The organism is Embleya sp. NPDC005971 (assembly GCF_040629175.1).
In the GTDB taxonomy this organism is placed as follows: Bacteria; Actinomycetota; Actinomycetes; order Streptomycetales; family Streptomycetaceae; genus Embleya.
The window spans coordinates 577,742-604,154 of the sequence record NZ_JBEXUX010000001.1; the positions used below are offsets into that span (position 1 = coordinate 577,742).

The 26,413-nt window shown below is 70.7% G+C and carries 22 protein-coding genes; 19 read left to right on the forward strand and 3 right to left on the reverse strand.

The genetic code is table 11. The features are described from left to right. Positions 1–117: 117 nt before the first annotated feature. The 10 genes from ABZ374_RS02495 (at position 118) to ABZ374_RS02540 (ending at position 11,904) form a co-directional block, all read left to right on the forward strand. Entirely contained in the window at positions 118–1,362 is a 1,245-nt protein-coding gene (locus tag ABZ374_RS02495; protein WP_360305222.1) for a GNAT family N-acetyltransferase, read from the forward strand. A 179-nt stretch (positions 1,363–1,541) separates the two neighbouring features. Further along, complete coding sequence (locus ABZ374_RS02500) at positions 1,542–4,766, forward strand: M14 family zinc carboxypeptidase (RefSeq protein WP_360305224.1); 3,225 nt, start codon at positions 1,542–1,544, stop codon at positions 4,764–4,766. Between the two features lie 143 nt (positions 4,767–4,909). Further along, on the forward strand, positions 4,910–5,455 hold the full coding sequence (locus ABZ374_RS02505; RefSeq protein ID WP_360305226.1) for a hypothetical protein: 546 nt from the start codon (positions 4,910–4,912) through the stop codon (positions 5,453–5,455). Positions 5,456–5,653: 198 nt separating this feature from the next. Continuing rightward, positions 5,654–6,658 carry a type I glyceraldehyde-3-phosphate dehydrogenase gene (gene gap / locus ABZ374_RS02510; RefSeq protein ID WP_360305228.1) on the forward strand — a complete coding sequence of 335 codons (1,005 nt, stop codon included), beginning with the start codon at positions 5,654–5,656 and terminating at the stop codon, positions 6,656–6,658. A 114-nt stretch (positions 6,659–6,772) separates the two neighbouring features. Beyond that, positions 6,773–7,960: a phosphoglycerate kinase gene (locus ABZ374_RS02515; RefSeq protein WP_360305230.1), complete on the forward strand. Its 1,188-nt coding sequence runs from the start codon at positions 6,773–6,775 to the stop codon at positions 7,958–7,960. Positions 7,961–7,965: 5 nt separating this feature from the next. Continuing rightward, on the forward strand, positions 7,966–8,769 hold the full coding sequence (tpiA, locus tag ABZ374_RS02520) for a triose-phosphate isomerase (protein ID WP_360305232.1): 804 nt from the start codon (positions 7,966–7,968) through the stop codon (positions 8,767–8,769). A gap of 263 nt (positions 8,770–9,032) precedes the next feature. Beyond that, positions 9,033–10,700 (forward strand): hypothetical protein, encoded by a 1,668-nt coding sequence (locus ABZ374_RS02525; RefSeq protein WP_360305234.1) that lies wholly within the window; start codon positions 9,033–9,035, stop codon positions 10,698–10,700. After that, a complete protein-coding gene (locus ABZ374_RS02530) occupies positions 10,697–11,044 on the forward strand; it encodes a hypothetical protein (RefSeq protein WP_360305236.1) in 348 nt (115 codons plus the stop codon). Before ABZ374_RS02525 ends, ABZ374_RS02530 begins: the two co-directional genes overlap by 4 nt. Before the next feature lie 126 nt (positions 11,045–11,170). Beyond that, positions 11,171–11,407: a preprotein translocase subunit SecG gene (gene secG, locus ABZ374_RS02535; RefSeq protein WP_026218871.1), complete on the forward strand. Its 237-nt coding sequence runs from the start codon at positions 11,171–11,173 to the stop codon at positions 11,405–11,407. Positions 11,408–11,568: 161 nt separating this feature from the next. After that, entirely contained in the window at positions 11,569–11,904 is a 336-nt protein-coding gene (locus ABZ374_RS02540; protein WP_040877318.1) for an RNA polymerase-binding protein RbpA, read from the forward strand. A 140-nt stretch (positions 11,905–12,044) separates the two neighbouring features. Here the strand turns inward: ABZ374_RS02540 and ABZ374_RS02545 are convergent, their stop codons facing one another. Further along, positions 12,045–13,409 carry a tetratricopeptide repeat protein gene (locus tag ABZ374_RS02545; RefSeq protein ID WP_360305238.1) on the reverse strand — a complete coding sequence of 455 codons (1,365 nt, stop codon included), beginning with the start codon at positions 13,407–13,409 and terminating at the stop codon, positions 12,045–12,047. Between the two features lie 317 nt (positions 13,410–13,726). Here ABZ374_RS02545 and ABZ374_RS02550 point away from each other — a divergent pair, with 317 nt between their 5' ends. From ABZ374_RS02550 to ABZ374_RS02560, 3 genes are read left to right on the forward strand one after another with little or no spacing between them, the layout of a single operon-like run. Next, the gene (locus ABZ374_RS02550) at positions 13,727–14,296 is read left to right on the forward strand and encodes a hypothetical protein (RefSeq protein ID WP_360305240.1); all 570 of its coding nucleotides are present in this window, start codon (positions 13,727–13,729) and stop codon (positions 14,294–14,296) included. Between the two features lie 60 nt (positions 14,297–14,356). Further along, positions 14,357–15,166 carry a MerR family transcriptional regulator gene (locus tag ABZ374_RS02555; RefSeq protein WP_360305242.1) on the forward strand — a complete coding sequence of 270 codons (810 nt, stop codon included), beginning with the start codon at positions 14,357–14,359 and terminating at the stop codon, positions 15,164–15,166. A gap of 2 nt (positions 15,167–15,168) precedes the next feature. After that, positions 15,169–15,816 carry a GyrI-like domain-containing protein gene (locus ABZ374_RS02560; RefSeq protein ID WP_360305481.1) on the forward strand — a complete coding sequence of 216 codons (648 nt, stop codon included), beginning with the start codon at positions 15,169–15,171 and terminating at the stop codon, positions 15,814–15,816. 74 nt (positions 15,817–15,890) lie between these two features. Here ABZ374_RS02560 and ABZ374_RS02565 read toward each other — a convergent pair whose 3' ends face one another. Both ABZ374_RS02565 and ABZ374_RS02570 read right to left on the reverse strand, forming a co-directional pair. Continuing rightward, positions 15,891–16,250 carry a hypothetical protein gene (locus tag ABZ374_RS02565; protein WP_360305244.1) on the reverse strand — a complete coding sequence of 120 codons (360 nt, stop codon included), beginning with the start codon at positions 16,248–16,250 and terminating at the stop codon, positions 15,891–15,893. A 124-nt stretch (positions 16,251–16,374) separates the two neighbouring features. Further along, entirely contained in the window at positions 16,375–17,319 is a 945-nt protein-coding gene (locus ABZ374_RS02570) for a heme o synthase (protein WP_360305246.1), read from the reverse strand. 426 nt (positions 17,320–17,745) lie between these two features. On the opposite strand from ABZ374_RS02570, the gene tkt reads away from it, so the two are divergent. The 6 genes from tkt to pgl all read left to right on the forward strand — a co-directional run bounded on the left by tkt (position 17,746) and on the right by pgl (position 26,387). After that, positions 17,746–19,836, forward strand: coding sequence for a transketolase (gene tkt / locus ABZ374_RS02575; protein WP_360305248.1), 2,091 nt, complete (start codon positions 17,746–17,748; stop codon positions 19,834–19,836). 126 nt (positions 19,837–19,962) lie between these two features. After that, the gene (tal, locus tag ABZ374_RS02580; RefSeq protein ID WP_360305250.1) at positions 19,963–21,075 is read left to right on the forward strand and encodes a transaldolase; all 1,113 of its coding nucleotides are present in this window, start codon (positions 19,963–19,965) and stop codon (positions 21,073–21,075) included. 179 nt (positions 21,076–21,254) lie between these two features. Next, entirely contained in the window at positions 21,255–22,937 is a 1,683-nt protein-coding gene (locus tag ABZ374_RS02585) for a glucose-6-phosphate isomerase (RefSeq protein WP_360305252.1), read from the forward strand. Then, complete coding sequence (gene zwf / locus ABZ374_RS02590) at positions 22,934–24,490, forward strand: glucose-6-phosphate dehydrogenase (protein ID WP_360305254.1); 1,557 nt, start codon at positions 22,934–22,936, stop codon at positions 24,488–24,490. The genes ABZ374_RS02585 and zwf overlap by 4 nt, the downstream gene beginning before the upstream one ends. Beyond that, positions 24,487–25,635 carry a glucose-6-phosphate dehydrogenase assembly protein OpcA gene (opcA, locus tag ABZ374_RS02595; protein WP_360305256.1) on the forward strand — a complete coding sequence of 383 codons (1,149 nt, stop codon included), beginning with the start codon at positions 24,487–24,489 and terminating at the stop codon, positions 25,633–25,635. The genes zwf and opcA overlap by 4 nt, the downstream gene beginning before the upstream one ends. A gap of 41 nt (positions 25,636–25,676) precedes the next feature. Then, positions 25,677–26,387 (forward strand): 6-phosphogluconolactonase, encoded by a 711-nt coding sequence (pgl, locus tag ABZ374_RS02600; protein ID WP_360305483.1) that lies wholly within the window; start codon positions 25,677–25,679, stop codon positions 26,385–26,387. Positions 26,388–26,413: the final 26 nt, after the last annotated feature.

A 26,413-nucleotide genomic window follows, 5' to 3' on the forward strand; every position in this document is an offset into this window, starting at 1 on the left:
GCGTCGCGCCGCCGAAAACCACTCGAAGGCGTCGAACCGCGAGACATAGGGTCTCCGGGTCGGCGCCTTCGTCCGTGTTCGGAGGAAGGCCGCGCACGCGAGGAAGGAACCACAGCAGTGGACATCCGCACGATCGGCGAGGAAGACATCATCCCGTGGACCGCCGCCCTTGGCATCGGGTTTCTCCGAGTCCCCGACGACAACAAGGACAACCGGGAGGAGCGGCTCGCGCACTGGCGCCAACGGGTCGACTTCTCCCGGACGCGCGGTGCCTACGACGGCGATCGTTGTGTCGGTACCTTCCGTAGCTTCGCCACCGGTCTGACCGTGCCCGGCGGGGCGATCGTGCCGGCGTCGGCGATCACCAACGTCACCGTCTCGGCGACCCACCGCCGGCGGGGCCTGCTCACCGAGATGATGCACCTGGATCTGGCGGACGCCGCCGCGCGCGGCGAGGCGCTGGCCATCCTGATCGCCGCCGAGTACCGGATATACGGCCGGTTCGGCTTCGGCGTGGCCACCGACTATCAAAAGTTCAGCCTGGACACGTTGCGTACCGACTTCGTGCCGGACGCGCCGGTCGAGCCCGGCGCCCGGATCGAGCTGATCACCCCCGAGGAGGTGATCGAGCTGGGTCCGCCGCTGCACGAGGAGTTCCGCCCGATGCGGGCCGGGGCGATCGAGCGCACCCCGCTGTGGTGGCGGTTGTACACCGGGCTGGAGCCGTCGCCGATCAATCCGGTGCCGGGCCGCTTCTACGCGGTGTACCGCGATCCGTCCGGCAAGGTGACCGGGATGGTGGGCTACCGTACCGACGACCACTGGGAGGAGTTCGTACCCAAGGTCACGCTGACCGTGGACTCGTTGCTCGCGCTCACCCCGGCGGCCGAGATCGCGCTGTGGCGATTCTGCGTGAACGTCGACTACGTCAACCGGGTCGAGGGGCCGGATCGCAGTCCCGACGAGTTGTTGCCGCTGCTCGTACGGGACCCGCGGGCGATCACCACGCAGACGCGCCGCGACTTCGTGTGGGCGCGGATCCTGGACGCGCCGGCCGCGTTCTCGGCGCGCACCTACGGCACGCGCGATCGGCTCGTGGTCGAGGTGCACGACGACCTGGGCCACGCGGCGGGTCGGTTCGCCATCGACGGCGCGGCCGAGCAGGCGCGTTGCGTGCCGACCGGGGATCCCGCGGATCTGGCCCTGGACGTCGCCACGCTGGGTGCGCTCTATCTGGGCTCGGGCTCGCCGGTGCGGCTCGCGGCGGCCGGTCGGATCTCCGAGCGCACGCCGGGTGCGGCGGAGCGTGCCGAGGCATTGTTGCGCACTGCGCGTGAACCGTGGTGTCCCGACTGGTTCTGATCACTATGCGGAATCTTTGCGCGTAGCATTGACCAAATATGACCGTGCGTCAGGTCTCGTGTACCACACGGTAGTTGCCGTAGCATGCGCAACACCCGGGCGCAGGAGTCACGTTTCGTACCTTGAGGTCGTGGTTTCGCGCCGTCCCTATGCACGCCGAACCCACGACTGGGGGGTCGATGAGGCGTCATCGTTCCAGGGGCACCACCACACGAGTCCGGATCGGCATCACGGGAGTCGCGGCGCTCTCGCTGGCACTCGGTCTGTTGACCGCAGCGCCGGCGAGCACCGCGGCACCTGCCGACAATCCGGGCTCCTACCCCGAAGTGACCAGTGCACCGCCGGAAGCAAAGCTTCCTCCGGCGGGCGATGCCGGTCTGCGGTCCTACACGATCACGGCCGACGCCGCACAGGTGAAGCAGATCTTCGACCTGGGCGTGGACCGACACGAGACGAAGACCACCAGGGCCGCCGACGGCAAGGCCAAGCTGGAGGTGATCCTGGGCGAGCCCCAGGCCGCCAAGCTGCGTGCCGCCGGCATCTCCCTGGAGGCGAAGTCCCAGGCGGCGAACCGATCGGGCGCCGCCGCCGCGGGCGTTTTCCGCAAGTACAGCGGCCCGAACGGCCTCGGCGCCGAGCTGGTCCAGCTCGCCAAGGACCACCCCGACATCGCCAAGACCGTCAGCATCGGCAAGACCGTGCTCGGGCAGGACATCCTCGCGGTCAAGGTGACCAAGAATGTCCGCACCAGCGCCGACGGCTCCAAGCCCGGCGTGTTGTACATGTCCAACCAGCACGCGCGCGAGTGGATCACGCCGGAGATGACCCGCCGGCTCCTGCACCACTACGTGGACGGCTACGGCAAGGACGACGAGGCCACCAAGCTGGTCACGGACAACGAACTGTGGTTCGTGATCTCGGCCAACCCCGACGGCTACGACTGGACCTTCCAGACCGATCAGCGGTTGTGGCGCAAGAACCTGCGCGACAACAACGGCGACGGTGTGATCACCGCCGGCGACGGGGTCGACCTCAACCGCAACTTCGACTACAAGTGGGGTTACGACAACGAGGGTTCCTCGCCCGACCCGCTGAACGAGACCTACCGGGGCACCGGTCCCTCCTCCGAGCCGGAGACCCGGGCGATCGAGGGCTTCGCCAAGCACATCAAGGCGGAGTTCGTGGTCAACTACCACTCCGCCGCGCAGCTCATCCTGTACGGCGTCGGCTCCCAGGTGGCCACGCCCAGCCCCGACGACGAGATCATGGTCGCGCTCGCGGGCGACGACGCGCACCCGGCCGTGCCGGACTTCGACCCCGACCTGTCCGCCGAGCTGTACGTGACCAACGGTGACACCGACGGGCAGATGAACGAGGCGTACAAGACGTTGTCGTTCACCCCGGAGATGTCCACCTGCGCCACGGCCGCCGGCTACCTGCCGGACGACCCGTACACGGTCGACAACTGCGGCAGCATCTTCAGCTTCCCGAACGACGAGACGCTGGTTCGGATGGAGTACGACAAGAACCAGGCGTTCGCGCTGTCCGTGGCCAAGTCGGCCAAGGACCCGGACGACCCGGTCTCCTCGGTCGGGCGCAAGGCCCCCGACCTGGTGGCCGACAGGTTCGAGCACTCCTTCGCCGAGGACCACGACGACCAGCCCGTCGCGGTGATCGCCAAGCGCTCGCTGACCAACCGCAAGCTCAACTACCGCGTCAACGGCGGCCCGGCCAAAACGGCGGGCGTCAAGGAGTGGAAGGGCGGCGAGCGGTACGGCGAGCAGGGCTCGGCCTACTACGCCGAATACCGGGGCGACATCAAGAACGTGCGCACCGGTGACCGGATCGAGGTGTGGTTCACCGGCGACAAGGCCGGAACCGGCAAGGTGGAGAGCGATCGCTTCACCTTCACGGTGGAGAGCGGCATCGCCGAGAAGACCGAGACGCTGGTCCTGGCCAACGAGGACTACAAGGGCGTCAACCCGACCTACCCGCCGAACACGGTCGGCCCCAAGTACGCACAGCAGTACGTGGACGCGCTCGCGGCCAACGGTGTCAAGGCGGCCGTCTACGACGTGGACAAGTTCGGCGCGCCGCACCACCTCGGGGTGCTCTCGCACTTCAAGGGCGTGTTCTGGTACCTCGGCGACAACCGACTGACCCAGGACGCGGCCCGGGAGAACACCGACTTCCGCGGCCGACCGGTCAAGGACGCCCAGGTCACCCCGCTGGTCCAGGAACTGACCGTCAACGTGCGCGACTTCCTCAACGAGGGCGGCAAGCTCGCCTACCTCGGCGAGACCGCGAGCTACTACGGTCCCCTGCGCAGTGCCGCCGGCGGTGGCATCTACTACGGCCTGAACGGGCACCCGGACCAGCCCTGCAAGGTCGTTCAGGACGCGACGAGCGAATGTCTGATCGTGTCGGACGACTTCAGCCAGTACTGGCTGGGCGCGTACGACCGGTCGGCGACCAACGGCGCCACCGGGGTGGTCGGTTCGGCCGCACCGCTCCAGGGCATCGACAAGGCGCTGCCGGGCACCGCGTCCAACCCGCTGAACGAGGCGGGCGGGTTCCTGCCCACCAGCGCGATCCTGACGCCGGACAAGTTCCCGCTGTTCGACAGCCGTTCGGTGGCGACCTACTCGGGCAACACGTCCGGGCCGTACTCGCCGGCCGAGGGTTCGTGGTACATCAACGGTCTGCACTCGGACAACGCGTACAAGCGACTGACCCGCACGATCGACCTCACCGGGGTGACGGCGGCGGACGCGGCGAAGCTGACCGCGCAGTTCTCGTACGACACCGAGCTCAACTGGGACCACGCGCTCGTCGAGGCGCACACGGTCGGCGGCGACGACTGGACCACGCTGCCCGACCTCAACGGGGGGACCACCACCCAGGTGCCCGACTCGTGCGAGGGCGGCGACCTCGTCGCCACCCACCCGCAGTTGAAGCACTACCTGACGGTGGCCAACCCGAAGTGCCTGCCCACCGGCAGCACCGGTGCGTGGAACGCGTTCACCGGCAGCTCGAACGGCTGGAAGCCGGTCGCCTTCGACCTGTCCGCGTACGCGGGCAAGAAGGTCGAGGTCTCGATCGCGTACGTGAGCGACGCGAACACCGGTGGCACCGGGATGTTCGTGGACGACGCCAAGGTCGTCACGAGTGCGGGCGTGGTGGACGCCGAGGGCTTCGAGGCCGGGCTGGGTCCGTGGACCCTGGCCGCCCCGCCGCCCGGTGACCGCTCGCTCGTGGGCTTCACCCGCAGCCAGGCCGCGTTCGGTTCGTCGGTGATCGCCACCGACGACACCATGCTCTTCGGCTTCGGCCTGGAGCAGTTGGCCACCGCGGACGACCGCAAGGTGGTCGTCGACCGGATCCTGCGGGAGCTGTACAAGTAGGCGCCGATGATCACGGTGTGTTGATCGGCGAAAAGCGGTAGCCGAACGATGGCCCCCGGCGGAGACTTCTCCGTCGGGGGCCATTAACGTCTGTGCGCACACGCGAGTTCCCGCGTGTGCACTTTTTTTCGGGGGGAATCACCTTGAGCAACAACGCGCCCGGTCCTTGGGGGCCGCCGCCGAACCAACCCGGCCCGGGTCAGTGGGGGCAGCAACAGCCGGGCCCGCCCGGCCCGTTCGGGTCGGGGCCGTATGGCGGCCCGCCGCCGCGGCAGCCGAACCGGCAGGGCAACGCGGGCCTGGCCATCGCGGCCGGGGTGGTGGCGATGCTGGTCGGCGCCGGAGTGTACGGCGTGATCGTCAAGTCGCTGGAAATCCGGAGCACCTGGTTCGGCGTGGGTGTCGCGGCGCTGATCGCGTTCGCGGTGGGGCGGATCGGTGGACGCAACCCGGTGTTGCCGTTCGTCGCGGCGCTGCTCGCGCTCGTGGGGGTCGCGCTGGGGCAGCTCACCGCGGTCACCCTGTTCGTCGGCGACGAACTGGACATCTCGGTGCTCGACGTGATCTCCGACTTCGGCAGCGAACTCGTCGACGGTTGGACGGAGACGCTGGACTTCCAGGACTTCCTCGTCTTCGTCTTCGCCGGGGGCGCGGCCTTCGGAATCACCAAGTCCGTCGGCGAGAAGTGACCGCATTTTCGACCACCCGTTGATCCGCTTTTCCGATGGTCCGTCCCGCCTCGGGCACTTTGCGCAGCAAGCCTGCGTGAAGGTGCCCGGGGCGTCACGGTAGGGTCGGACATGGCCGGGGATATCGCAGATTCCACTGACCATCTCCTCGGCCATTCACCATCAGGGCATTCGGCGTTCGACAGAGGAGATCGGTTCGTGACGATCCGGGTAGGCATCAACGGATTCGGCCGTATCGGCCGCAACTTCTTCCGCGCGGCGCTGGCCTCGGGCGCGGACTTCGAGATCGTCGGGGTCAACGACCTCACGAACATCGCGACCCTGGCCCACCTGCTGAAGTACGACAGCATCCTCGGCCGGATCGGCCAGGAGGTCACCTACACCGACGACGCGATCACCGTCGGCGACAAGACCTTCAAGGTCATCGCCGAGCGCGACCCGGCCGCTCTGCCCTGGGGCGAGCTGGGCGCGGACATCGTGATCGAGTCCACCGGCATCTTCACGGACGCCGAGAAGGCCAAGAAGCACATCGAGGCCGGCGCGAAGAAGGTCATCATCTCGGCTCCGGCCAAGAATGAGGACGTCACCATCGTGATGGGCGTCAACCACGAGAAGTACGACGCCGCGGCGCACACGATCATCTCGAACGCCTCCTGCACGACGAACTGCGTCGCGCCGATGGCCAAGGTTCTCCTGGAGAACTTCGGCCTGGTCAAGGGCATGATGACCACGGTCCACGCGTACACGAACGACCAGGTCATCCTGGACTTCCCGCACTCGGACCTGCGCCGTGCGCGGGCCGCCGCGACCAACATCATCCCGACCTCGACGGGTGCCGCCAAGGCCACCGCGCTGGTCATCCCCGAGCTCAAGGGCAAGCTGGACGGCATCGCCATGCGCGTCCCGGTCCCCACCGGCTCGGTCACCGACCTGGTCGTCGAGCTGGAGCGCGAGGTGACCCGCGACGAGGTCAACGCCGCCTTCCAGAAGGCCGCCGAGGGCGCGCTCAAGGGCTACCTGACCTACACCGAGGACCCGATCGTCTCCTCGGACATCGTCACCGACCCGTCCTCGTGCACCTTCGACTCGGGCCTGACCATGGCCCAGGGCAAGCAGGTCAAGGTCGTCGGCTGGTACGACAACGAGTGGGGCTACAGCAACCGTCTGGTCGACCTGGTCGGCTACATCGGTGGTCAGCTCTGACGGTGCGGCACACGCACCGATGACGCTTGACGATGCGGGCCCGGGTGACACGTCGTCACCCGGGCCCGTTTCTGCAACCCCCACCCGTTTCCTCCAGCCAAGGACGAATCGAACTTGAAGACCATCGACGACATCGAGGTATCCGGTAGGCGCGTCCTGGTGCGCGCCGACCTCAACGTCCCGCTCGACGGCGGGCGGATCACCGACGACGGTCGGATCCGGGCGAGCGTGCCGACCATCGAGGCCCTGGTCGCGCGCGGCGCCAAGGTGATCGTGTGCTCGCACCTGGGCCGGCCCGAGGGCGCTCCCGAGCCGCGGTTCTCGCTCGCCCCGGTCGCCGCCCGGCTGGGCGAACTGCTGGGCGCCGACGTGGCGTTCGCGACCGACACGGTCGGCGACAGCGCCCGGACCACGGCCCTGGGGCTCGCCGACGGCGAGGTCGCGCTGCTGGAGAACCTGCGCTTCAACCCGGGCGAGACGGCCAAGGACGACGCCGAGCGCGGTGCCTTCGCGGACCGCCTCGCCGAGCTCGCCGACGTCTACGTCGGCGACGGCTTCGGCGCGGTGCACCGCAAGCACGCCTCGGTGTACGACGTGCCGGCCCGGCTGCCGCACGCGGTCGGCGGCCTGATCGCCACCGAGTTGGACGTGCTCGAGCGGCTCACCGAGAACGTGCAGCGTCCGTACGCGGTGATCCTGGGCGGGTCGAAGGTGTCCGACAAGCTCGGCGTCATCGACAGCCTGCTGGACAAGGCGGACCGGATCCTGGTCGGCGGCGGCATGGTGTTCACCTTCCTGGCCGCGCAGGGCCACGAGGTGGGCAAGTCGCTGCTGGAGAAGGACCAGCTCGACCGGGTCCGCGAATACCTGGCCCGGGCCGAGGCGGGCGGCGTCGAGTTCGTGCTGCCCGTCGACGTGATCGCGGCCACCGCGTTCGCCGCCGACGCGGACCACGCGGTGGTCTCCGCCGACGCCATCCCGGCCGACCGGCTGGGCCTGGACATCGGTCCGGCGTCCGGCGAACTGTTCGCGGACAAGCTCGCCGACGCGCAGACGGTGTTCTGGAACGGCCCGATGGGCGTGTTCGAGATGGAGCCGTACAGCCACGGCACCCGCGCCGTGGCGCAGGGCCTGATCGACTCCGACGCGTTCACCGTGGTCGGCGGCGGCGACTCGGCCGCGGCGGTGCGCACCCTCGGCTTCGACGAGAACGCCTTCGGTCACATCTCGACCGGCGGCGGCGCGAGCCTGGAATACCTCGAAGGCAAGTCCCTGCCCGGTCTCGAAGCCCTGGAGGGCTGATCCCGATGTCTGCGCTCAACGACAACACCGGCCGCATCCCGCTGATGGCGGGCAACTGGAAGATGAACCTCAACCACCTCGAGGCCATCTCCCTGGTGCAAAAGCTCGCGTTCACCCTGAACGACAAGGACTTCGACCGGGTCGAGGTCGCGGTGCTGCCGCCGTTCACCGATCTGCGCTCGGTGCAGACCATGGTCGACGCGGACAAGCTGCGCTTCAGCTACGGCGCGCAGGACATCTCGCAACACGAGGGCGGCGCCTACACCGGCGAGATCGCCGGGTCCATGCTCGCCAAACTGAACTGCACCTACGCGCTGGTCGGCCACTCCGAGCGGCGGCAGTACCACGCCGAGGACGACACCGTGGTGAACGCGAAGGCGCACGCCGCCTATCGCAGCGGCCTGGTGCCGATCGTGTGTGTCGGCGAGGGCCTGGACGTACGCAAGGCGGGCCGGCACGTGGCCCACACGCTCGCCCAGGTCGAGGGTGCGCTCAAGGGCATCACCGCCGAGCAGGCCGAGTCCGTGGTGATCGCGTACGAGCCGGTCTGGGCGATCGGCACCGGCGAGGTGGCCACGCCGGATGACGCGCAGGAGGTGTGCTCGGCGATCCGGGCCAAGCTCGCCGAGCTGTACTCGCCGGAACTCGCGGACCGGGTGCGGGTGTTGTACGGCGGTTCGATGAAGCCCGGCAACGTGGCCGGGCTGATGGCGCAGCCGGACGTGGACGGCGGCCTGGTCGGCGGGGCCTGCCTGGCCGCCGAGGAGTTCGCGCAGATCGTCCGCTACCAGGAGAAGAAGGCCGGCTGACGGCCGAGGCCGGTTGATCCGGGCATCACGAAAGGGCCCGGAGCGGGATGCCGCTCCGGGCCCTTTGCGATGCCCGGAACCGGTCGTCGCCGGCCGCCGGCCGGAATCGTTCGTTCCCCATAAACCCGGCGCAACTATTTCCATTCCGCTTGCCCCTCCCGTAACGGGTGACTGACCATAAGTCATCGCCAAGTGGCCGGTAGTCGCCCCTTCAGGGTGGATCGGCCGGCCGACCCCAGGGGGTCCGGGTGCCATTTCCAGACATGTCCAGAACCGGGGATACCGGTGCCACGCGATATCTGTGCACGGGCGCGGAGATCGACGAGCGGTTCGCCGCACGGGTGATCGAGGAGTTGTGGGAGAACGCGCACCGCGACCGGGCGCCGTCCTACGGATACAACGAACAGGCGGTCCTGGAGCATGCGTTGGCCGCGCGGCGGCGGCGCATCCTGCGCGACGTGATCGCGTTCCTGGTGCCGGCGGTGATGTTCCTGATCGGCTTCGGCTTCGCGCCCGGGTTGTTCTGGCTCGCGATCGTGGTCTTCGTCGGGTTGCTGACCGTGCGTTCGGGCGTCGCCGGCGGGGGTGGGGTGCGCGACTTTCGGACCCGGGCGGCGGCGCAGGTGTCCTGGGTGGCGGCGCTGCTGTTCGGGCTGATGTTGTACGTGGCGGGCGGGGACGGCGGCTTCCCGGCGATCGACACCCTGGCGGTGACCGTACTGCCGACCTACGCGGTCGTGGTCTTCGTGGTGTGGATCGAACGCATGCAGCAGCGCGCCACCGTGGTCTCGGATCTGGGGCCGGGGCGGAGCTGGGTGCCGACCCGGCCGCCCGCCGACGGGAGCGGGTATGCCGGGCCGGGGGGTTTGCAGGGGGCGTTGGCGGAGGTGCTGCCGCCGCGACCCACCCATGCGCCCCTCGCCTCGGACACGGTGTTCGTGCCCGCCGCGCCGCCGATCCCGTCCACGGTGCGCTACAGCGGCTACCTGCCGTTCGTCGGCGCCGGCGAACTGGTCGAGAGCTGGACCTTCCCGGTCGAGCTGCGCGGGGCCGAGCCGTCCGTGCTGGACGCGCCGCGCGAGGGCAAGCGGGCGAAGACGGCGTACACCCCGTTCACCGTCGACGAACTCACCGGCGCGATCTGCACGTCGTTCGAGGAGCTGGCCCGGTCCGAGGAGGGTCGGCACCGGCTGTCCGGGCTGAGCGTGCAGATGCACGAGTTCAGCAGCGGGGTGACCGGGGGGCCGGTGCCGCCGCCGGCCGAGGCCACCCGGCGCTACCTGTGCGTGCGGGTGGGCACGTGGTCGCAGGAGGTGGTGGTGTCGGTGCTGATCCGTTTCACGATGGACGGCCGACTGTTGTACACCGAACTGCACGAGCTGGTGCTGCCGCCGATCCGCCCGGACTTCCACGTGGCCGACGAGTGGCTGCACACCGCGGACGCGGCGACGTTGTGGGCGGCGCTGGGCCGCTCGCTGGTGGAGGCCCCGGGGGTGATGGTCTCCTCGGCGGGTCGGCTGATGCGGGTGTGGGCCTCGTGGTGGCGCCGGGCGGGCAATCTGCGGGCGGCCCACGAGCGCGCCGCGCGCAATCTGCCGGTGGACTGCGGCGCCCGGGCCTCGGTGCGCGAACTGGGCGCGTCGGCGAACTACGCCACGTTCTTCCAGAACTCGGACGCGGAGAAGTACCTCAAGCTGATCGAGCGCAAGTTCACCGTATTCGTGCTGGACTTCCTCCAGCGCAAGAACGTGGACGTGACCGAGTATCGCCAACGCAACGAAATGGTCCTGAACAACGGGATCATCCAGCACGTCTCCGGTGACCTGAACAACAGCGGCGCGATCGTCGCCGGCCGGGGCATCCAGGCGTCCGTACGAGGTTCCGGCGGAGCCGGATCGGGCGCACGATCGACAGCGGGAGGTACCACGTGAACAGCGCCGCATCCAACGACGAGGAAGCGGACGAGAGCGAGCCGCGTGGGAACGACGGGATCAGCCTGTCCGGCGGCCCGGTGAGCAACACCGGCGCGATCGTCGCCGGTGGTGACAACCAGGTCACCGTGCGCCGCACCGGGGCGGCCCGGGCCGCGCGCGGTTCCGCTTCCGGACATCCGCTGACCAGCACGGGTGCGCTGGTCGGCGGCAGCGGCCACCGGGTGGAGGTCGAGGACACCGGGGACGTCGAACCGGCCGACCCGGAGCCGGTCGGCGAACCGGGCGAGGGGCCGCACGGGCAGGCGTCGGAGGGGGAGCGGTCCGAGCCCGGTGGGCCGTAATAGTATGATCCGCCGGATTAGCCGAAGGGCCGTACGGCTCCCACTTGCGGGGCGCGGCAGCGTACTCTGTCCGATGGCCGGGAATCCCCGGCCCCCGCGTTCCGCCAGAAGGAGTTGGGCCCGGCCGTGGTCACCGGTTTCTCGATCGCCCTGATCGTCTTCAGCCTGCTCATGGTGCTGTTGGTGCTGCTGCACAAGGGCAAGGGCGGCGGCCTGTCCGACCTGTTCGGCGGCGGCATGTCCTCCTCGCTCGGCGGTTCGTCCGTCGTCGAGAAGAACCTCGACCGCATGACCATCATCGTCGGTGTGTGCTGGTTCGTGACGATCGTCGTACTCGGTCTGCTGCTCAAGAACACGTACTGACAGCGCCGGTTCGGCCGCTGTTTCCACCCGCGCGGTGGCCTTTCTGACGGACTGTCGGAAAAGGCCCACCGCTCGGTTCAACCTTGCGCGGGGCGCACGTACACTGGACGCCAAGCCGCGCAACGGGGGCGCGACCTCAAGGACCAAGGGGAGTTTTTACCGTGGCAAGTGGCAACGCCATCCGTGGGAGTCGGGTCGGCGCCGGCCCGATGGGGGAGGCAGAGCGCGGCGAAGCAGCCCCACGTCTCCGTATTTCTTTCTGGTGCGCGAACAAGCACGAGACGCAGCCGAGCTTCGCGACCGACGCTCAGGTCCCCGAGACGTGGGACTGCCCCCGCTGCGGCCTGCCCGCCGGGCAGGACCAGCACAACCCGCCGGACGCCCCGCGTACCGAGCCCTACAAGACGCACCTCGCCTACGTGCGCGAGCGTCGCAGTGATGCCGACGGCGAGGCGATCCTCGCCGAGGCGCTGGCGAAGCTGCGCGGCGAGCTCTGAGTTCGTGAGCTTCGACCCACCTGTGCGGCCGTAGGGCCGCGGTGGGCAGAGCCGCCGGGAGTCGCGACACACCTTCGGGTGTGTGGTGACGCCCGGCGGCTCTTTTCGTCGTCCTGCCGTGGGTTCGGGTATCCGCGTCGTCAGTCGCGGGCCGGCAGCGCCTCCTGCGGTTCGGGGCGGTGCACCCGGCGGCGGTCGGCCTGGTGCGGGAGCGGGCGTTGGCCGCGTTCGATCCAGGCGGGCAGTTCCTCGCCGGTGGCCGCCATCCAGCGGTTGCGGACCGCGTCGGGATCGGCGCGATGCGCCCGAACCAGGGTGTCCCCGGCCAGGTCGGAGACCCGGTCCAGGTTCAGCGCGGTGCCCACGCCCAGCGCCGCGGCGAGCGGCGGGACCGCGTCGGCGGGTCGGCCCGCCGCCACCAGGACGATGCCGTACAGCGCGTAGGTGACCGGGACTTCGGGACGGCGGGCCAGTACGGGGTCGGCCCGCACCCGTCTCGCCCGCAGCCGGACCGCCTCCTCCAGCGCGTCCACCGCCTCGTCGTGCGCGCCGCCGGCGCTGTGCAGCAGACCCAGGCTCTGCAGCGACGCGGCGAGTTCGTCCTCGCGGCGGCCGGCGGGCGCGTGCTCCGCGCTCGCGTAGCCGCGTCGCACCTCGACCGCCTCGCCGGCCAGCGCGATCGCCTCGGGGCCTCGGCCGAGCCGGGCGAGCAGGGTCGCGTGCCGCAGCAGCACGGCGGCCTGACGGGCCTGCGGCGGGCCGATCCCGAGCAGGCGTTCGGCCTCGGTGAAGGCCGCGAGCGCGGCGTCCGCGGCGCCGGTGGCGGCCAGTCGGCCGGCGAGTTCGTCCAGGGACAGGGCGAGTTCGGCGCGATGCCGCTCGGGGTTCTGCGCGGCGAGCGTGCGAAACAGTTGCACCGATTCGCGCAGCGCGCCCAGCGCGGCCGACTCGTCGCCGTGGTCGCCGAGCCGGGCGCCGAGTTCGCGCAGCGCCAGGGCGAGCAGCGGGCGGTGCGCGCGGTGGTCGAGCGCGGCCAGTCTGCGGGCGTGCTCGCAGGCGCTCGCGGCCACCTTGACCGCGTCCTCGGCCCGGCCGTCGGCCGCCAGCACGGCCGCGAACGCGCGCAGCCCGCCGACCAGTGCGGGGCCGTGTCGGCGGTGGTCCTTGCCGGCCAGCACACCCAGCATCCGCACCGCGGCGCGGGCGGGCGCCGCCGCGTCCGCGTGCCGACCGGCCCGGGTCAGTTGTTGGGCCTTCTCGGTGAGCATCCGCGCCCGGGTCGCCTCGGCGTCGTCGGACTCGGCCGGCACGGCGGCGTTGCCACCCGGCGGATTCGATTCCGGTTCGGCCGGATCGCGCCCGTCCCGGCGGACGAATTCGACCAAGGGCGGCGCGGCGGGCGGGGGTTCGGGCATGGCTCGGCCCGGACACGGCGACTCCTGCTCGCGCCGGTGCCGGTATTCCTCCAGGTGACGCTCATGGCGCCGCAGCCATCCGAACCGCACGGGTCCCACCTCGCCTCTGGTCCCGAAGACCTCCGCGTGACGCTATCGCGAGCGGGCCGCCGACGGGGCCGAACGGGTACGGATCCGGCCACCGTCGGCTCGCCCGTTCGGTGACGGGATGTCGACCGAGCGCTATTTTGCCCCGCCCGATATACACCTTGAACTCCTCTTGACCTTACGCGTGTCGGTTGCCCGGTGAGCGACTTCCAAGATCGCTAATGTGTGCGGGTTCCATCGAAGTGCGGGCGCCTCGCGCCCGGCGTACAGGGGGTTCGATGTATTCGACGACTCGCAGGATGTCGGGTGGGATCACCGCCGTGACGGTCGCCGTGCTCGCGCTGGTCGCGTGCGACACGGACGACAAGGACAAGAAGGACACACCGAAGGCGGCCGACACACCGGCCGCCACGGCACCGGTGGTGGCACCCGCGCCGAGCGGTGCTCCCACCGCCTCCGGCCCGGCGCGTACCCAGGCGCCGAAGTCGGCCAAGCCGTCGGCCGGCGGCCAGAGCGCCGAACCCGGTGACGACTGCGGGCCGCCGCCCGCGGCCAAGGCCGGGCACAGGATCGTGTATCCGATCAAGGCGCCGGCCAAGGACTCGCTGTACTACAAGAACACCAAGTTCGTCTGCGACCCCAACGACGGCCACTACGAGGCGGTCGGCGCCGAGCAGACGCCGCTGGTGTTCGCGCCCAAGGCCACCGGCACACTGGTCGGCCCGCCGGCGAAGAAGGCGGAGTACCTCGGCCAGGTGTGGGACCACATCGACAAGTGCCTGTCCGGGCAGGGCGACGGCGCGAACTCGTGCTCGTCCTTCGGCGCGTACGACGTCACCCTGAACGCGGCCGGCCAGATCACCGACATCAGGGAGATCTTCCACTCCTGATCCGGGGCAACCGCCGCCTCGGCTGGACCCTCCCACCGAGGGAGGGTCCAGCATGACGGCATGCAGGAAGACGAACTGCTCACCATCGGCCGCTTCGCCCGGCTGTGTCGGTTGAGCGTCAAGCAACTACGGCACTACGACGACGTCGGGCTGTTGCGGCCCGAACGGGTGGATCGCGCCACCGGCTACCGCTATTACGCGACCGGCCAGGCCCGGGACGCGCTGACCGTCGCGCTGCTGCGCGAGATCGACGTGCCGTTGGCGGTGATCGCCGAGACCCTGGCCGCCCGGGGCACCGACCGCGCACTGGTGCTGCGGGCCGAGCGGGACCGGTTGGCCGAACGCATCGCGCGCGACCGCGAACGGCTGCACCTGCTGGACCGGTTGGCGGCGGACCGCGCGGGCGACCACGAGGTGACCACGACCCACGAGCCCGCACTGCGCCTGACCGCGGTCCGGGCCGGTTGCGGGCCCGCCGACCTGGGCGCGGCCACGGCGGCCTGCGTCACCCGGCTGCTCGGCGCACTCGCGGGCACGCCCTGGACGCCGCCGATCCGCGGCCTGTTCCCGCTCGACCTGGTCGAGGGCATGCGGATCGTGGTGGGCGTGCCGACCGGGACCGAGGACGACCCGCCGGGCACCGAGTCGTCCGTGCTGCCCGAGGGCCCCGCCCTGACCACCGTGCATATCGGCCCCTACGCCCAACTGCCTTTGGCCTACCACGCGTTGCTCGGCCGGATGCACGCCGAGGGGCTGCGTGCGACCGGCCCCGCGCGGGAGGAATACCTGGTGACGCCGCACGAGGCCGACCCGGAGGACCTGACCACTCGGGTGTCGATCCCGATCGAGACCGAGAGGGCCGCCGCGTGAGCATGCCCAGGATCGACTTCAAGAAGACCCACGCGTCGCTGTACACCGCCTCGGCGACGCCGACCCTGCTGCGGGTGCCGGAACTGCCGTTCCTGGCCGTCGACGGGTGCGGCGATCCGGCCGGCGCGGACTACGCGGCGGCGGTCGAGGCGCTGTACGGCCTCGCGTACACGATCCGGTTCGCGCTCAAGGGCGCGGGCATCGTGGAGTATTCGGTACCGCCGTTGCAGGGCCGGTGGTGGACGGACGACCGCGGCGGGTTCGACCACGCCGTCGACCGGGCGCACTGGCACTGGACGATGTTGCTGATGCAGCCCGCACAGGCCGACGAAGCACTCGTGTGCGAGGCCCGCGTCCGGACGGCGAAGAAGAAACCGGCCGCGCCCGTCGACCGGGTGCAACTGCGCCGGATCGCCGAGGGGGAGTGCGCCCAGGTGCTGCACACCGGCCCGTACGACACGGAACACACCACCTTGGACCGGCTGTACACGTTCGTCGCCGCCGAGGGCCGCGAGCCGGCCGGTCTGCACCACGAGATCTACCTGGGCAACCCGGCCCGCACCGCGCCGGAGAAACTGCGCACGATCCTGCGCCACCCGGTGCGCCCGACAGCCGGCCCGAGCCGGCCGACCGGGATCTTGATCGGGTAGGGCGCCGCGCCGTACGCCGGGCGGCCGCCCAGGACGGGCGCGGCCCGGCGTACCGCGGCCGCGCCGTTGCCGCGTCAGCCCTGCGTGCCGCCCAGTTGCGTGCCCGCCATCCGGGACCACTCGTACTTCGTCGTGCGCACCTTGGCCGCGAGGTCGTTCGGGAACTCCTCGTGCAGCGTGACGCCCGCCGCGACGATGGCCGCCCGTGCGATGTCCGGGTTGCGTACGACCTGGTCGCCCCACGCCCCGTCGGTCCCGACGAGCACGATCCGGGTCGCGTCGCGCCCGACATACTCGACGATCGCGTCGCCCCCGCCGCCGTGCGCGGCGGTGAAGCGCTCGATGTGTTTGGCGATCCTGCGCACCTGTCGCTCGACCCGCGCATCCGGGGAACCCGGGTCCGGCGTGGCCGTCGTGGTCTCGGTGTCCGTCATGGCGCCCACATTACCGAGGGCACGTCACCGGATCCGAGCGAACGCGCGTGGTCCGGATCACGTCGCCCGGAACCGGCGGATCCGGATCGACGCCGGCGGGCCGCAGCCCGCGCGCCGGCCCGGATCAGAACAGCAGCGGGTCGACGGCCACCGCGATGAACAGGAGCGTCAGGTAGGTGATCGACCAGTGGAACAGCCGCATCTCCTTGAGCTTGCCGCCGGTGATCTCGGCCTTGGCCCGACGCTGGAGACCGTGCGCCTCCCACAACCACGCGATGCCCAACAGCGCCGCCGCGACCGGGTAGAGCGGCCCGGTGTCCGCGGCCGGCCACAGCAGCATCGAGACGCCGACCATGACCCAGCTGTAGATCACGATCTGGTTCGCCACGACCTTGTTGCCCGCCACCACCGGCAACATCGGCACACCGGCGTTGCTGTAGTCGTCGGAGAACTTCATCGACAGCGGCCAATAATGCGGCGGCGTCCAGAAGAAGATCACCGCGAACAACACCACGGGGGCCCAGTCCAGCGAATTGGTCACCGCGGTCCAGCCGATCAGCACCTGCATGCAGCCGGCGATACCGCCCCACACGATGTTCTGCGGCGTGCGCCGCTTCAGCAGCATCGTGTAGACGACCACGTAATAGAAGATCGCGAAGACCGAAAGCGCCGCGGACAGCGGATTGACCAGGAACCAGAACCATGTGGTGGAGACCACGCCCAGCACGCTCGCGAACACGATCGACTCGCGCGGCGACACCATCCCGGTGACCAGCGGCCGGCGTTCGGTGCGGTGCATCAGCCGGTCGATGTCCCGGTCGAGATACATGTTGAAGGCGTTCGCGCTGCCGGCCGAGAGGTAGCCGCCGAACACGACCAGGAGCACCAGACCCAGGTCCGGCAGGCCGTGTGCCGCGAGGAACATCACCGGGATCGTGCTGATCAGCAGCAGCTCGATGATGCGCGGCTTGGTGAGGGCCACGAAGGCGAGAATCCGGGCCATCGGCGGGCGGGCGCCGGCGGGCGCATTTCCCACCAGCCCGGCCGGTCGGGATTCGACGGCTGTCACGAACACCCCATCAGCAGCGTTTTCGGCCGGGCCCGGGTGCCACCCGGAAGCCGGTTTGCTCGTCAATATGTAAGCGGTATGCAAGCGGCGTCGGGACGTCGAGGCCCGGACCCACTAGCAGGAAACTGTAGTCCCTCACCAGGGGCACAAACCCTCCGGGGCATGCCCGCCGCACCGCCGGGTAGCCGAGACGAAGGTGCCGCACCTCCGGGCCCCGTGCCCACCGTGCGTCGCATCAGGTCCCGCGGGTAACTCCCGTCGTGTCCACAAGGCGAACGTCACCACCCGGGTGGGCGTCCTCCGAGCGAGGGACCGTGTCGCCCCCGGTAGGCTCGGCCACGTGCCTGAGGCGCCGGGGCGAAGGCCCCGACCCGGCCGCTTTTTTTCGGCCTATCCCGGAAAACCCCGGAAGGAGCCCTGAACAGGGTGAGCACCAAGCCGACCCCCGACAACAGCTCTCTCGACTGGAGCGACCTCGACAAGCGAGCCGTCGATACCGCTCGCGTGCTGGCGATGGACGCCGTTCAGAAGGTCGGTAACGGCCACCCCGGAACGGCCATGAGCCTGGCCCCGGCGGCATACCTCATCTGGCAGAAGTTCCTGCGCCACGACCCGACCGACCCGGACTGGACCGGTCGCGACCGCTTCGTGCTGTCCCCGGGTCACACCAGCCTGACCCTCTACACGCAGCTCTACCTGTCCGGCTACGGCCTGACCCTGGACGACCTCAAGTCGTTCCGCACCTGGGGCAGCCGCACCCCCGGCCACCCGGAGCACGGCCACACCACCGGCGTCGAGACCACCACCGGGCCGCTCGGCCAGGGCGTGGGCAACGCGGTCGGCATGGCGATGGCGGCCCGCTACGAGCGCGGCCTGTTCGACCCCGAGGCCGCCCCCGGCACCTCGCCGTTCGACCACACCATCTGGGTGATCGCCTCCGACGGCGACCTCGAGGAGGGCATCTCCGCCGAGGCCAGCTCGCTCGCCGGCCACCAGAAGCTGGGCAACCTCGTCGTGGTCTACGACGACAACCACATCTCGATCGAGGGCGACACCGAGACCGCGTTCAGCGAGGACGTCCTCGCCCGCTACGCGGCCTACGGCTGGCACACCATCCGGGTCGAGCCGCAGGCCAACGGCGACATCGACGTCGCGGCGCTGAACGCGGCGCTGGAGGCGGGCAAGGCGGAGACCGGCCGGCCGACCATGATCGGCATGCGCACGATCATCGCGTGGCCCGCGCCGAACGCGCAGAACACCGGCAAGTCGCACGGCTCGGCGCTCGGCGCCGAAGAGGTCGCGGCCACCAAGCGGGTGCTCGGCTTCGACCCGGAGCAGGACTTCGAGGTCGCCGACGACGTGCTCGCGCACGCCCGCAAGGTCGTCGACCGGGGCCGTGCCGCGCACGACGCGTGGAAGAGCGCGTTCGCCAAGTGGGCCGAGACCAACCCCGAGCGCGCCGCCGAGCACGCCCGGATCTCCGCCCGTCGGCTGCCCGACGGCTGGGAGAAGGTGCTGCCCGAGTTCGAGGCCGGCAAGCCGGTCGCGACCCGCAAGGCGTCCGGCAAGGTGCTCGCCGCGCTCGGCGAGGTCGTCCCGGAGCTGTGGGGCGGCTCGGCCGACCTCGCCGAATCCAACAACACCACCATCGACGAGGGCAGTTCGTTCCTGCCCGAGGGCAACCCGCTCAAGGGCGCGAACCCCTACGGCCGGACCGTGCACTGGGGCATCCGCGAGCACGCCATGGGCTCGACCATGAACGGCATCGCGCTGCACGGCGGGACGCGCATCTACGGCGGCACCTTCCTGGTGTTCAGCGACTACATGCGCCCGGCCGTGCGGCTGGCCGCGCTGATGAAGCTGCCCACCACCTACGTGTGGACGCACGACTCGATCGGTCTGGGCGAGGACGGCCCGACCCACCAGCCGATCGAGCACATCGCGGCGCTGCGCGCGATCCCCGGCCTGGACGTGGTCCGCCCGGCGGACGCCAACGAGGTCGCGGTGGCGTGGCGCAAGATCCTGGAGACCACCGACCGCCCGGCCGGCCTCCTGCTCACCCGCCAGGACGTACCGACCTGGGACCGCACCGAGTTCGGCCCGGCCGAGGGCACCGCGCGCGGTGGCTACGTGCTGGCCGAGGCGTCCAGCGGCACGCCGCAGGTGATCCTGATCGGCACCGGTTCCGAGGTGCAGATCGCGGTCGCGGCGCGCGAGGTCCTGGAGGCCGAGGGCGTGCCGACCCGGGTCGTCTCGCTGCCCTGCCTGGAGTGGTTCGAGGCGCAGGACCAGGCGTACCGCGAGCAGGTGCTGCCGCCGTCGGTCAAGGCGCGCGTGTCCGTCGAGGCGGGCATCGCGCAGGGCTGGCGCGAGCTGGTCGGCGACGCGGGCCGGATCGTCTCGCTGGAGCACTTCGGCGCTTCCGCGGACTACAAGAAGCTGTTCGCGGAGTTCGGGCTGACTCACGAGGCGGTCGTTTCGGCCGCCCGGGAATCCCTGGCGCACGCCGGTAGCTGAAGATCACGTAAGCCCACGGGCGGTGTCGGGTGGGAACACCCGCCCGGCACCGCCCGTGACGGGCGCCGATCCGTCGCCCAAGAGGCAGCCGGACCCGGCCGCCGACTCGAGAAGGAGCCAATTGTCATGACGGAACCCCTGCGTCGCCTGTCCGCCGAGGGCGTGGCCGTATGGCTCGACGATCTGAGCCGGACGCGGCTGGAGTCCGGCAACCTGCACGAACTCGTCCGCGACCGCGAGGTCGTCGGCGTGACCACCAACCCGGCGATCTTCCAGAAGGCGATCACCGGCAACGACGTCTACGACGCCCAACTGCGCGACCTCGCGGTGCGCGGCGTGACCGTCGAAGAGGCCGTGCGGATGATCACCGCGGCCGACGTGCGCCAGGCCTGCGACGTGCTGCGTCCGGTCTACGACGCGACGAACGGTGTCGACGGCCGGGTGTCGATCGAGGTCGACCCGCGCCTCGCGCACAAGACCGAGCCGACCATCGCCGAGGCCCGCCAACTGTGGTGGCTGGTGGACCGGCCGAACCTGTTCATCAAGATCCCGGCGACCAAGGCCGGCCTGCCCGCGATCTCGCAGGCGCTCGCCGAGGGCATCAGCGTCAACGTCACGCTGATCTTCTCGCTGGCTCGCTACCGCGAGGTGATGGAGGCCTACGTCGAGGGCATCGAGCGCGCCCGCGCGGCCGGCCTGGACATCTCCGGGATCGAGTCCGTCGCGTCCTTCTTCGTGTCCCGGGTGGACACCGAGATCGACAAGCGGCTCAAGGCGCTCGGCACGGACGAGGCGAAGGCCGCGGCCGGCAAGGCCGCCGTCGCCAACGCGCGACTGGCCTACCAGGCGTACGAAGAGGTCTTCGGCACCGAGCGCTGGCAGGCCCTCGCCGCCGCCGGCGCCCGCCCGCAGCGCCCGCTGTGGGCCTCGACCGGCGTCAAGGACCCGGCGTACCGCGACACGATGTACGTGGACGACCTGGTCGTCAAGGGCGTCGTGAACACGATGCCCGAGGCCACCCTGGACGCCGTCGCCGACCACGGCGCCATCACCGGCGACACCGTGCACGGCACGTACGAGTCGGCGCAGGCCGACCTGGACGCGGTCGCCAAGCTCGGAATCTCCTACGACGAGGTCGTGGACCTGCTCGAAGAGGAGGGTGTCGAGAAGTTCGAGACCTCCTGGAACGAGCTGCTCGCGTCCGTGCAGGGCGAGTTGGATCGCCTCGCCAAGGGCTGACCGCCCCGCGGACCCACGACCGTGACACCCGGTCGGCCTCCCTCGCCGACCGGTGCAGCACCCATTCGTCCCGTCGCCGCCGCGGGTGACCCGTTCGGCGGCGACGAGACGGATACTCCACGCAATCAGGGCATGATTTCAGCACACTCCCACCCCATTAACAGGAGGGCTGACCGCCCGTGGTACACGCAAACGACGAACGCGTGACCGCCGGCGGCGTGGACGTCACCGTTTCCGGTGATCTATCGCACGCCGTCGCAGTCGCCGAAGTGCTCACCGCCTGCGTCGTGGACAAGGCGCCCGCGCGCCTGGTCGCCTCCGACGCCACGCTGTGGGGTCCGGAGGCCGAATCGCTGGCCGCGATCCGCCTGGGTTGGGTGGACCTGCCCGCCTCCTCGCGCGCGCTGCTGCCGCAACTGGCCGAACTGCGCGAGCGCCTGAGCGCCGAGGGCCTGGACCACGTGGTCCTGGCCGGCATGGGCGGCTCGTCGCTGGCGCCCGAGGTGATCACCGCCACCTACGGCAAGAAGCTCACCGTGCTGGACACCACGGACCCCGCCCAGGTCCGCCGCGCGCTCGGCGAGGACCTGGAGCGCACCGTCGTGGTCGTCTCCAGCAAGAGCGGCGGCACCGTGGAGACCGACAGCCACCGCCGCGCGTTCGAACAGGCGTTCCTGGACGAGGGCCTCACCAACGACCAACTGGCCGGCCGGATCGTGGTCGTCACCGACCCGGGCTCGCCGCTGGAGAACACCGCGCGCAACGCCGGCTACACGATCGTGCTCGCCGACCCCAACGTCGGAGGCCGCTATTCGGCGCTGACCGCGTTCGGCCTGGTGCCCAGCGCGCTGGCCGGCGTGGACGTCGAGCGACTCCTCGACGACGCCGCCGCGCTCGCCCCCGCGCTGGCCGGCGACCGGGACAACCCGGGCCTGCTGCTGGGCGTGGTGCTCGGCGCCGCCGCCAACCACGGCCGGGACAAGCTCGTGCTCGCCGACACCGGCGACATCGTCGGCTTCGGCGACTGGGCCGAGCAGTTGATCGCCGAGTCCACCGGCAAGCAGGGCCGCGGCATCCTGCCGGTCGTGGTCGAGGGTGTGGAGGCGCCCGGCTTCGACCACGCGGTGGGCGACGACGCGGTGCGTACCGTGATCGGCGACGAGGACATCGACCGGCTCAAGGCCGACCTGCGCGTCTCCGGTCCGCTGGGCGCGCAGTTGTTGTTGTGGGAGTACGCGACCGCGATCGCCGGTCGGGTGATCGGCATCGACCCGTTCGACCAGCCGAACGTGCAGGAATCCAAGGACAACACCGGCGCGTTGCTGACCCGCGCCGGCGACGACGGCCCGCTGCCGGTGGGCACCCCCGCCTTCGTCGACGGCGCGGTCGAGGTGCACGGCGACGCCGCGCTGCTCGACGGCGCGAGCGATCTGCCCGGTGCGCTGCGCGCGCTGCTCGCGACGGTGCCGGACCACGGCTACCTCGCGGTGATGGCCTACCTGGACCGGCTCGGCGACACCGACGCGCCCGGGCTGCGCCCGTTGCTGGCCGAGGCACTGGACGGGGAGCAGGTCACCTTCGGCTGGGCGCCCCGATTCCTGCACTCCACCGGCCAGTTCCACAAGGGCGGGCCCGCGGTCGGCGTGTTCCTCCAGATCACCGGCGCCAACGCCGAGGACCTGGACGTGCCGGCCAAGCCCTACAGCTTCGGCCGGCTGCAACTGGCCCAGGCGCTGGGCGACCTCGGCGCGATCACCTCGCGCGAGCGCCCGGTGCTGCGCCTGCACCTGACCGACCGCGCGGCCGGACTCGGGCAACTGCTCGACGCCGCCCGCGCCCTCGCGGACGGAGTGGCTCGATGAGCCCCAAAGCCGGCAAGCCCGAGCCGGCCGTGTGGCCGGAGAACCCGCTGCGCGACCCGCAGGACCGCCGACTCCCGCGCATCGCGGGCCCGTCCGGCCTGGTCATCTTCGGCGTCACCGGCGACCTGTCCCGCAAGAAGCTGATGCCGGCGATCTACGACCTGGCCAACCGCGGCCTGCTGCCGCCGGGCTTCGCGCTGACCGGGTTCGCCCGACGCGACTGGGAGAACCAGGACTTCGCCCAGGTCGTCTACGAGGCGGTCAAGGAACACGCGCGAACTCCCTTCCGGGAAGAGGTCTGGCAGCAGCTCTCCGAGGGATTCCGGTTCGTCCAGGGCGAGTTCGACGACGGCAAGGCGTTCGACCAGCTACGCCAGACGATCGACGAGCTGGACGAGCAGCAGGGCACCCAGGGCAACCACGCGTTCTACCTGTCGGTGCCGCCGAAGGCATTCCCCGAGGTGGTCCGCCAGCTCAAGGAGCACGGACTCGCCGACCCCAGGGCCGACTCGTGGCGCCGGGTGGTGATCGAGAAGCCGTTCGGGCACGACCTCAAGAGCGCGCGCGAGCTGAACAAGGTCGTCGACGAGGTCTTCCCGCCCGAGGCGGTCTTTCGGATCGACCACTACCTGGGCAAGGAAACCGTCCAGAACATCATGGCGTTGCGCTTCGCCAACACCATGTTCGAGCCGCTGTGGAACCGGTCGTACGTGGACCACGTGCAGATCACCATGGCCGAGGACATCGGCATCGGCGGCCGGGCCGGGTACTACGACGGCATCGGCGCCGCGCGCGACGTGATCCAGAACCACCTGCTGCAACTGCTCGCGCTCACCGCGATGGAGGAGCCGGTCTCCTTCGACGCCGACTCGCTGGTGGCCGAGAAGCTCAAGGTGCTCAGCTCGGTCAAGCTGCCCGACGACCTGTCGCGCGGCACCGTCCGGGCCCAGTACACCCGCGGCTGGCAGGGCGGCGAACTGGCCAAGGGCTACCTCGAAGAGGACGGCATCCCGCCGGACTCGCGCACCGACACCTACGCCGCGATCAAGCTGGAGATCGCCAACCGGCGCTGGGCCGGCGTGCCGTTCTACCTGCGCGCGGGCAAGCGGCTCGGCCGCCGGGTCACCGAGATCGCGGTGGTCTTCCAGCGCGCGCCGCACCTGCCCTTCGACGCCACCGCGACCGAGGAACTGGGCCAGAACGCCCTGGTCATCCGGGTGCAGCCGGACGAGGGCATGACGGTGCGCTTCGGCTCCAAGGTGCCGGGCACCGCGATGGAGGTGCGCGACGTCAACATGGACTTCGCGTACGGCGAGTCGTTCACCGAGTCGAGCCCGGAGGCGTACGAGCGACTGCTGCTCGACGTGCTGCTCGGCGACGCGCCGCTGTTCCCCCGGCACGAGGAGGTCGAGCTGTCCTGGAAGATCCTCGACCCGATCGAGGAGCACTGGGCACAGCACGGCAAGCCCGAACCCTACGTGTCCGGGACCTGGGGTCCCGACGCGGCCGACGAGATGCTCGCACGTGACGGACGGAGCTGGCGCCGCCCATGATGATCGATCTGACGGACACCAAATCGAGCAAGATCAACGCCGCGCTGGTGGAGGCCCGCCGAGGAATGGGCAGCCCCACCCTCGGCATGGTGCTCACCCTGGTCATCGTCACCGACGAGGCCAACCAGTACGACGCGATGAAGGCCGCGAGCACGGCCGCCCGCGAGCACCCGTCCCGGATCCTGGTGGTGATCGGCCGGCCGGGAGCGGAGATCGCGCCGCGCCTGGACGCCGAGGTCCGGGTCGGCGACTCGGGCGTGGGCGAGACCGTACTGCTGCGCATGCATGGCGAGTTGGCCAACCACGCCGAGTCGGTGGTGTTGCCGCTGCTGCTGCCGGACGCGCCGGTCGTGGTGTGGTGGCCCGGACGCGCGCCGGAGGTGCCCAGCAAGGACCTGCTCGGTGCGCTGGCCACGCGGCGGGTGACCGACGCCGCCGCGCCGCCGCGCCGCGCCGATGTGCTGCGGCTGCGGGCGAGCGCGTACACGCCGGGTGACACCGACCTGGCCTGGACCCGGACCACGCCGTGGCGCAGCCTGCTGGCCGCGGCGCTGGACCAGAAGTACAGCCGGATCCTGCGCGCGAAGGTCGGCGCGAAGGCGGGCAACCCGAGCGCGGAACTGCTCGCGCTGTGGTTGACCGACCGCCTGGAGGTCGAGGTCGAGCGGACCGAGACCGGTGGTCCCGGGATCACCTCGGTGACGCTGGTGACCGAGGACGGCGAGATCGTGATCGACCGTCCGGACGGGATGATGGCGTCGTTGTCCTCGCCCGGCCAGCCGGACCGGGTGGTCGCGCTCAAGCGCCGCGAGGCATCCGACCTGGTCGCCGAGGAACTGCGCCGACTGGACCCGGACGATGTCTACGCGGCGACGCTGGCCCGCGCCGCGTTGGAGGCGGCCCGGGTGCCCTCCGCGGCCTCCTTCACGGAGCCGGCGGTGTCCCAGACGCCGGTGCAGGACGTGGAGCGGATCGAGGAGGGCGAGGCGCCGCGCCCTCGGGCGACCACGGACGTCGGTACGGCTCCGCCGCTCAAGCGCACGTCGAGCGCGGCGGCCGGCCGGCGGGTCGCCACCCGCAAGGCGGTCGACAAGGGCGAGGCCGCGCCGCGCGCCGGCCGGAAGAAGAAGGGCGACGGCGCGTGAGCGCTCACGGCCCGGTCCGGGTGCACGCCGACACGGCGCTGATGGCCAAGGCGGCCGCGACCGGCCTGATCCAGCGGGTCGCCGACGCCCAGGCCGAGTTCGACGTCGCGCACATCGTGCTCACCGGTGGGCGCAACGGCAACGCGTTGTTGCACGAGTTGTCGCTCACGCCCACGCTGGGCGCGATCGACTTCGATCGGCTGCACATCTGGTGGGGCGACGAGCGTTTCCTGCCGGCGGGTCACCCCGACCGCAACGAGACGCAGGCGCGCGAGGCGTTGCTGGACACGGTCCCGGTGTTGCCGGAGCTGGTGCACGCGATGCCGGCCAGTGACGGTCCGGACGGCGACGACGTGGACGCGGCGGCGCGGCGCTATGCGGCCGAACTGGCCGCCGCCGCGGCGGACGGCGCGGCGGTGCCGGCGTTCACGCTGGCCATGTTCGGGGTCGGCCCCGACACGCATGTGGCGTCGCTCTTCCCGGGCTTCGCCGCGACGGCGGAGTCGGTGCGCACGGTGGTCGCGGTTCGCGAGGCCCCCAAGCCGCCGCCGACCCGGATCACGCTGACCTTCCCGGCGATTCGAGCCGCCCACGAGGTGTGGCTGCTCGCGGCGGGCGAGGACAAGGCGGACGCGGTGGCGACGGCCCGGGCCTCCTCGGACGCGGCCGAGACCCCGGCGGCCGGGGCGTACGGCACCGGCGCGACGTTGTGGCTGCTGGATCGGGCGGCGGCGGCGAAGTTGCCCGAGTAGGTCGAAGCCTCCTCGGGGGCGGCGCG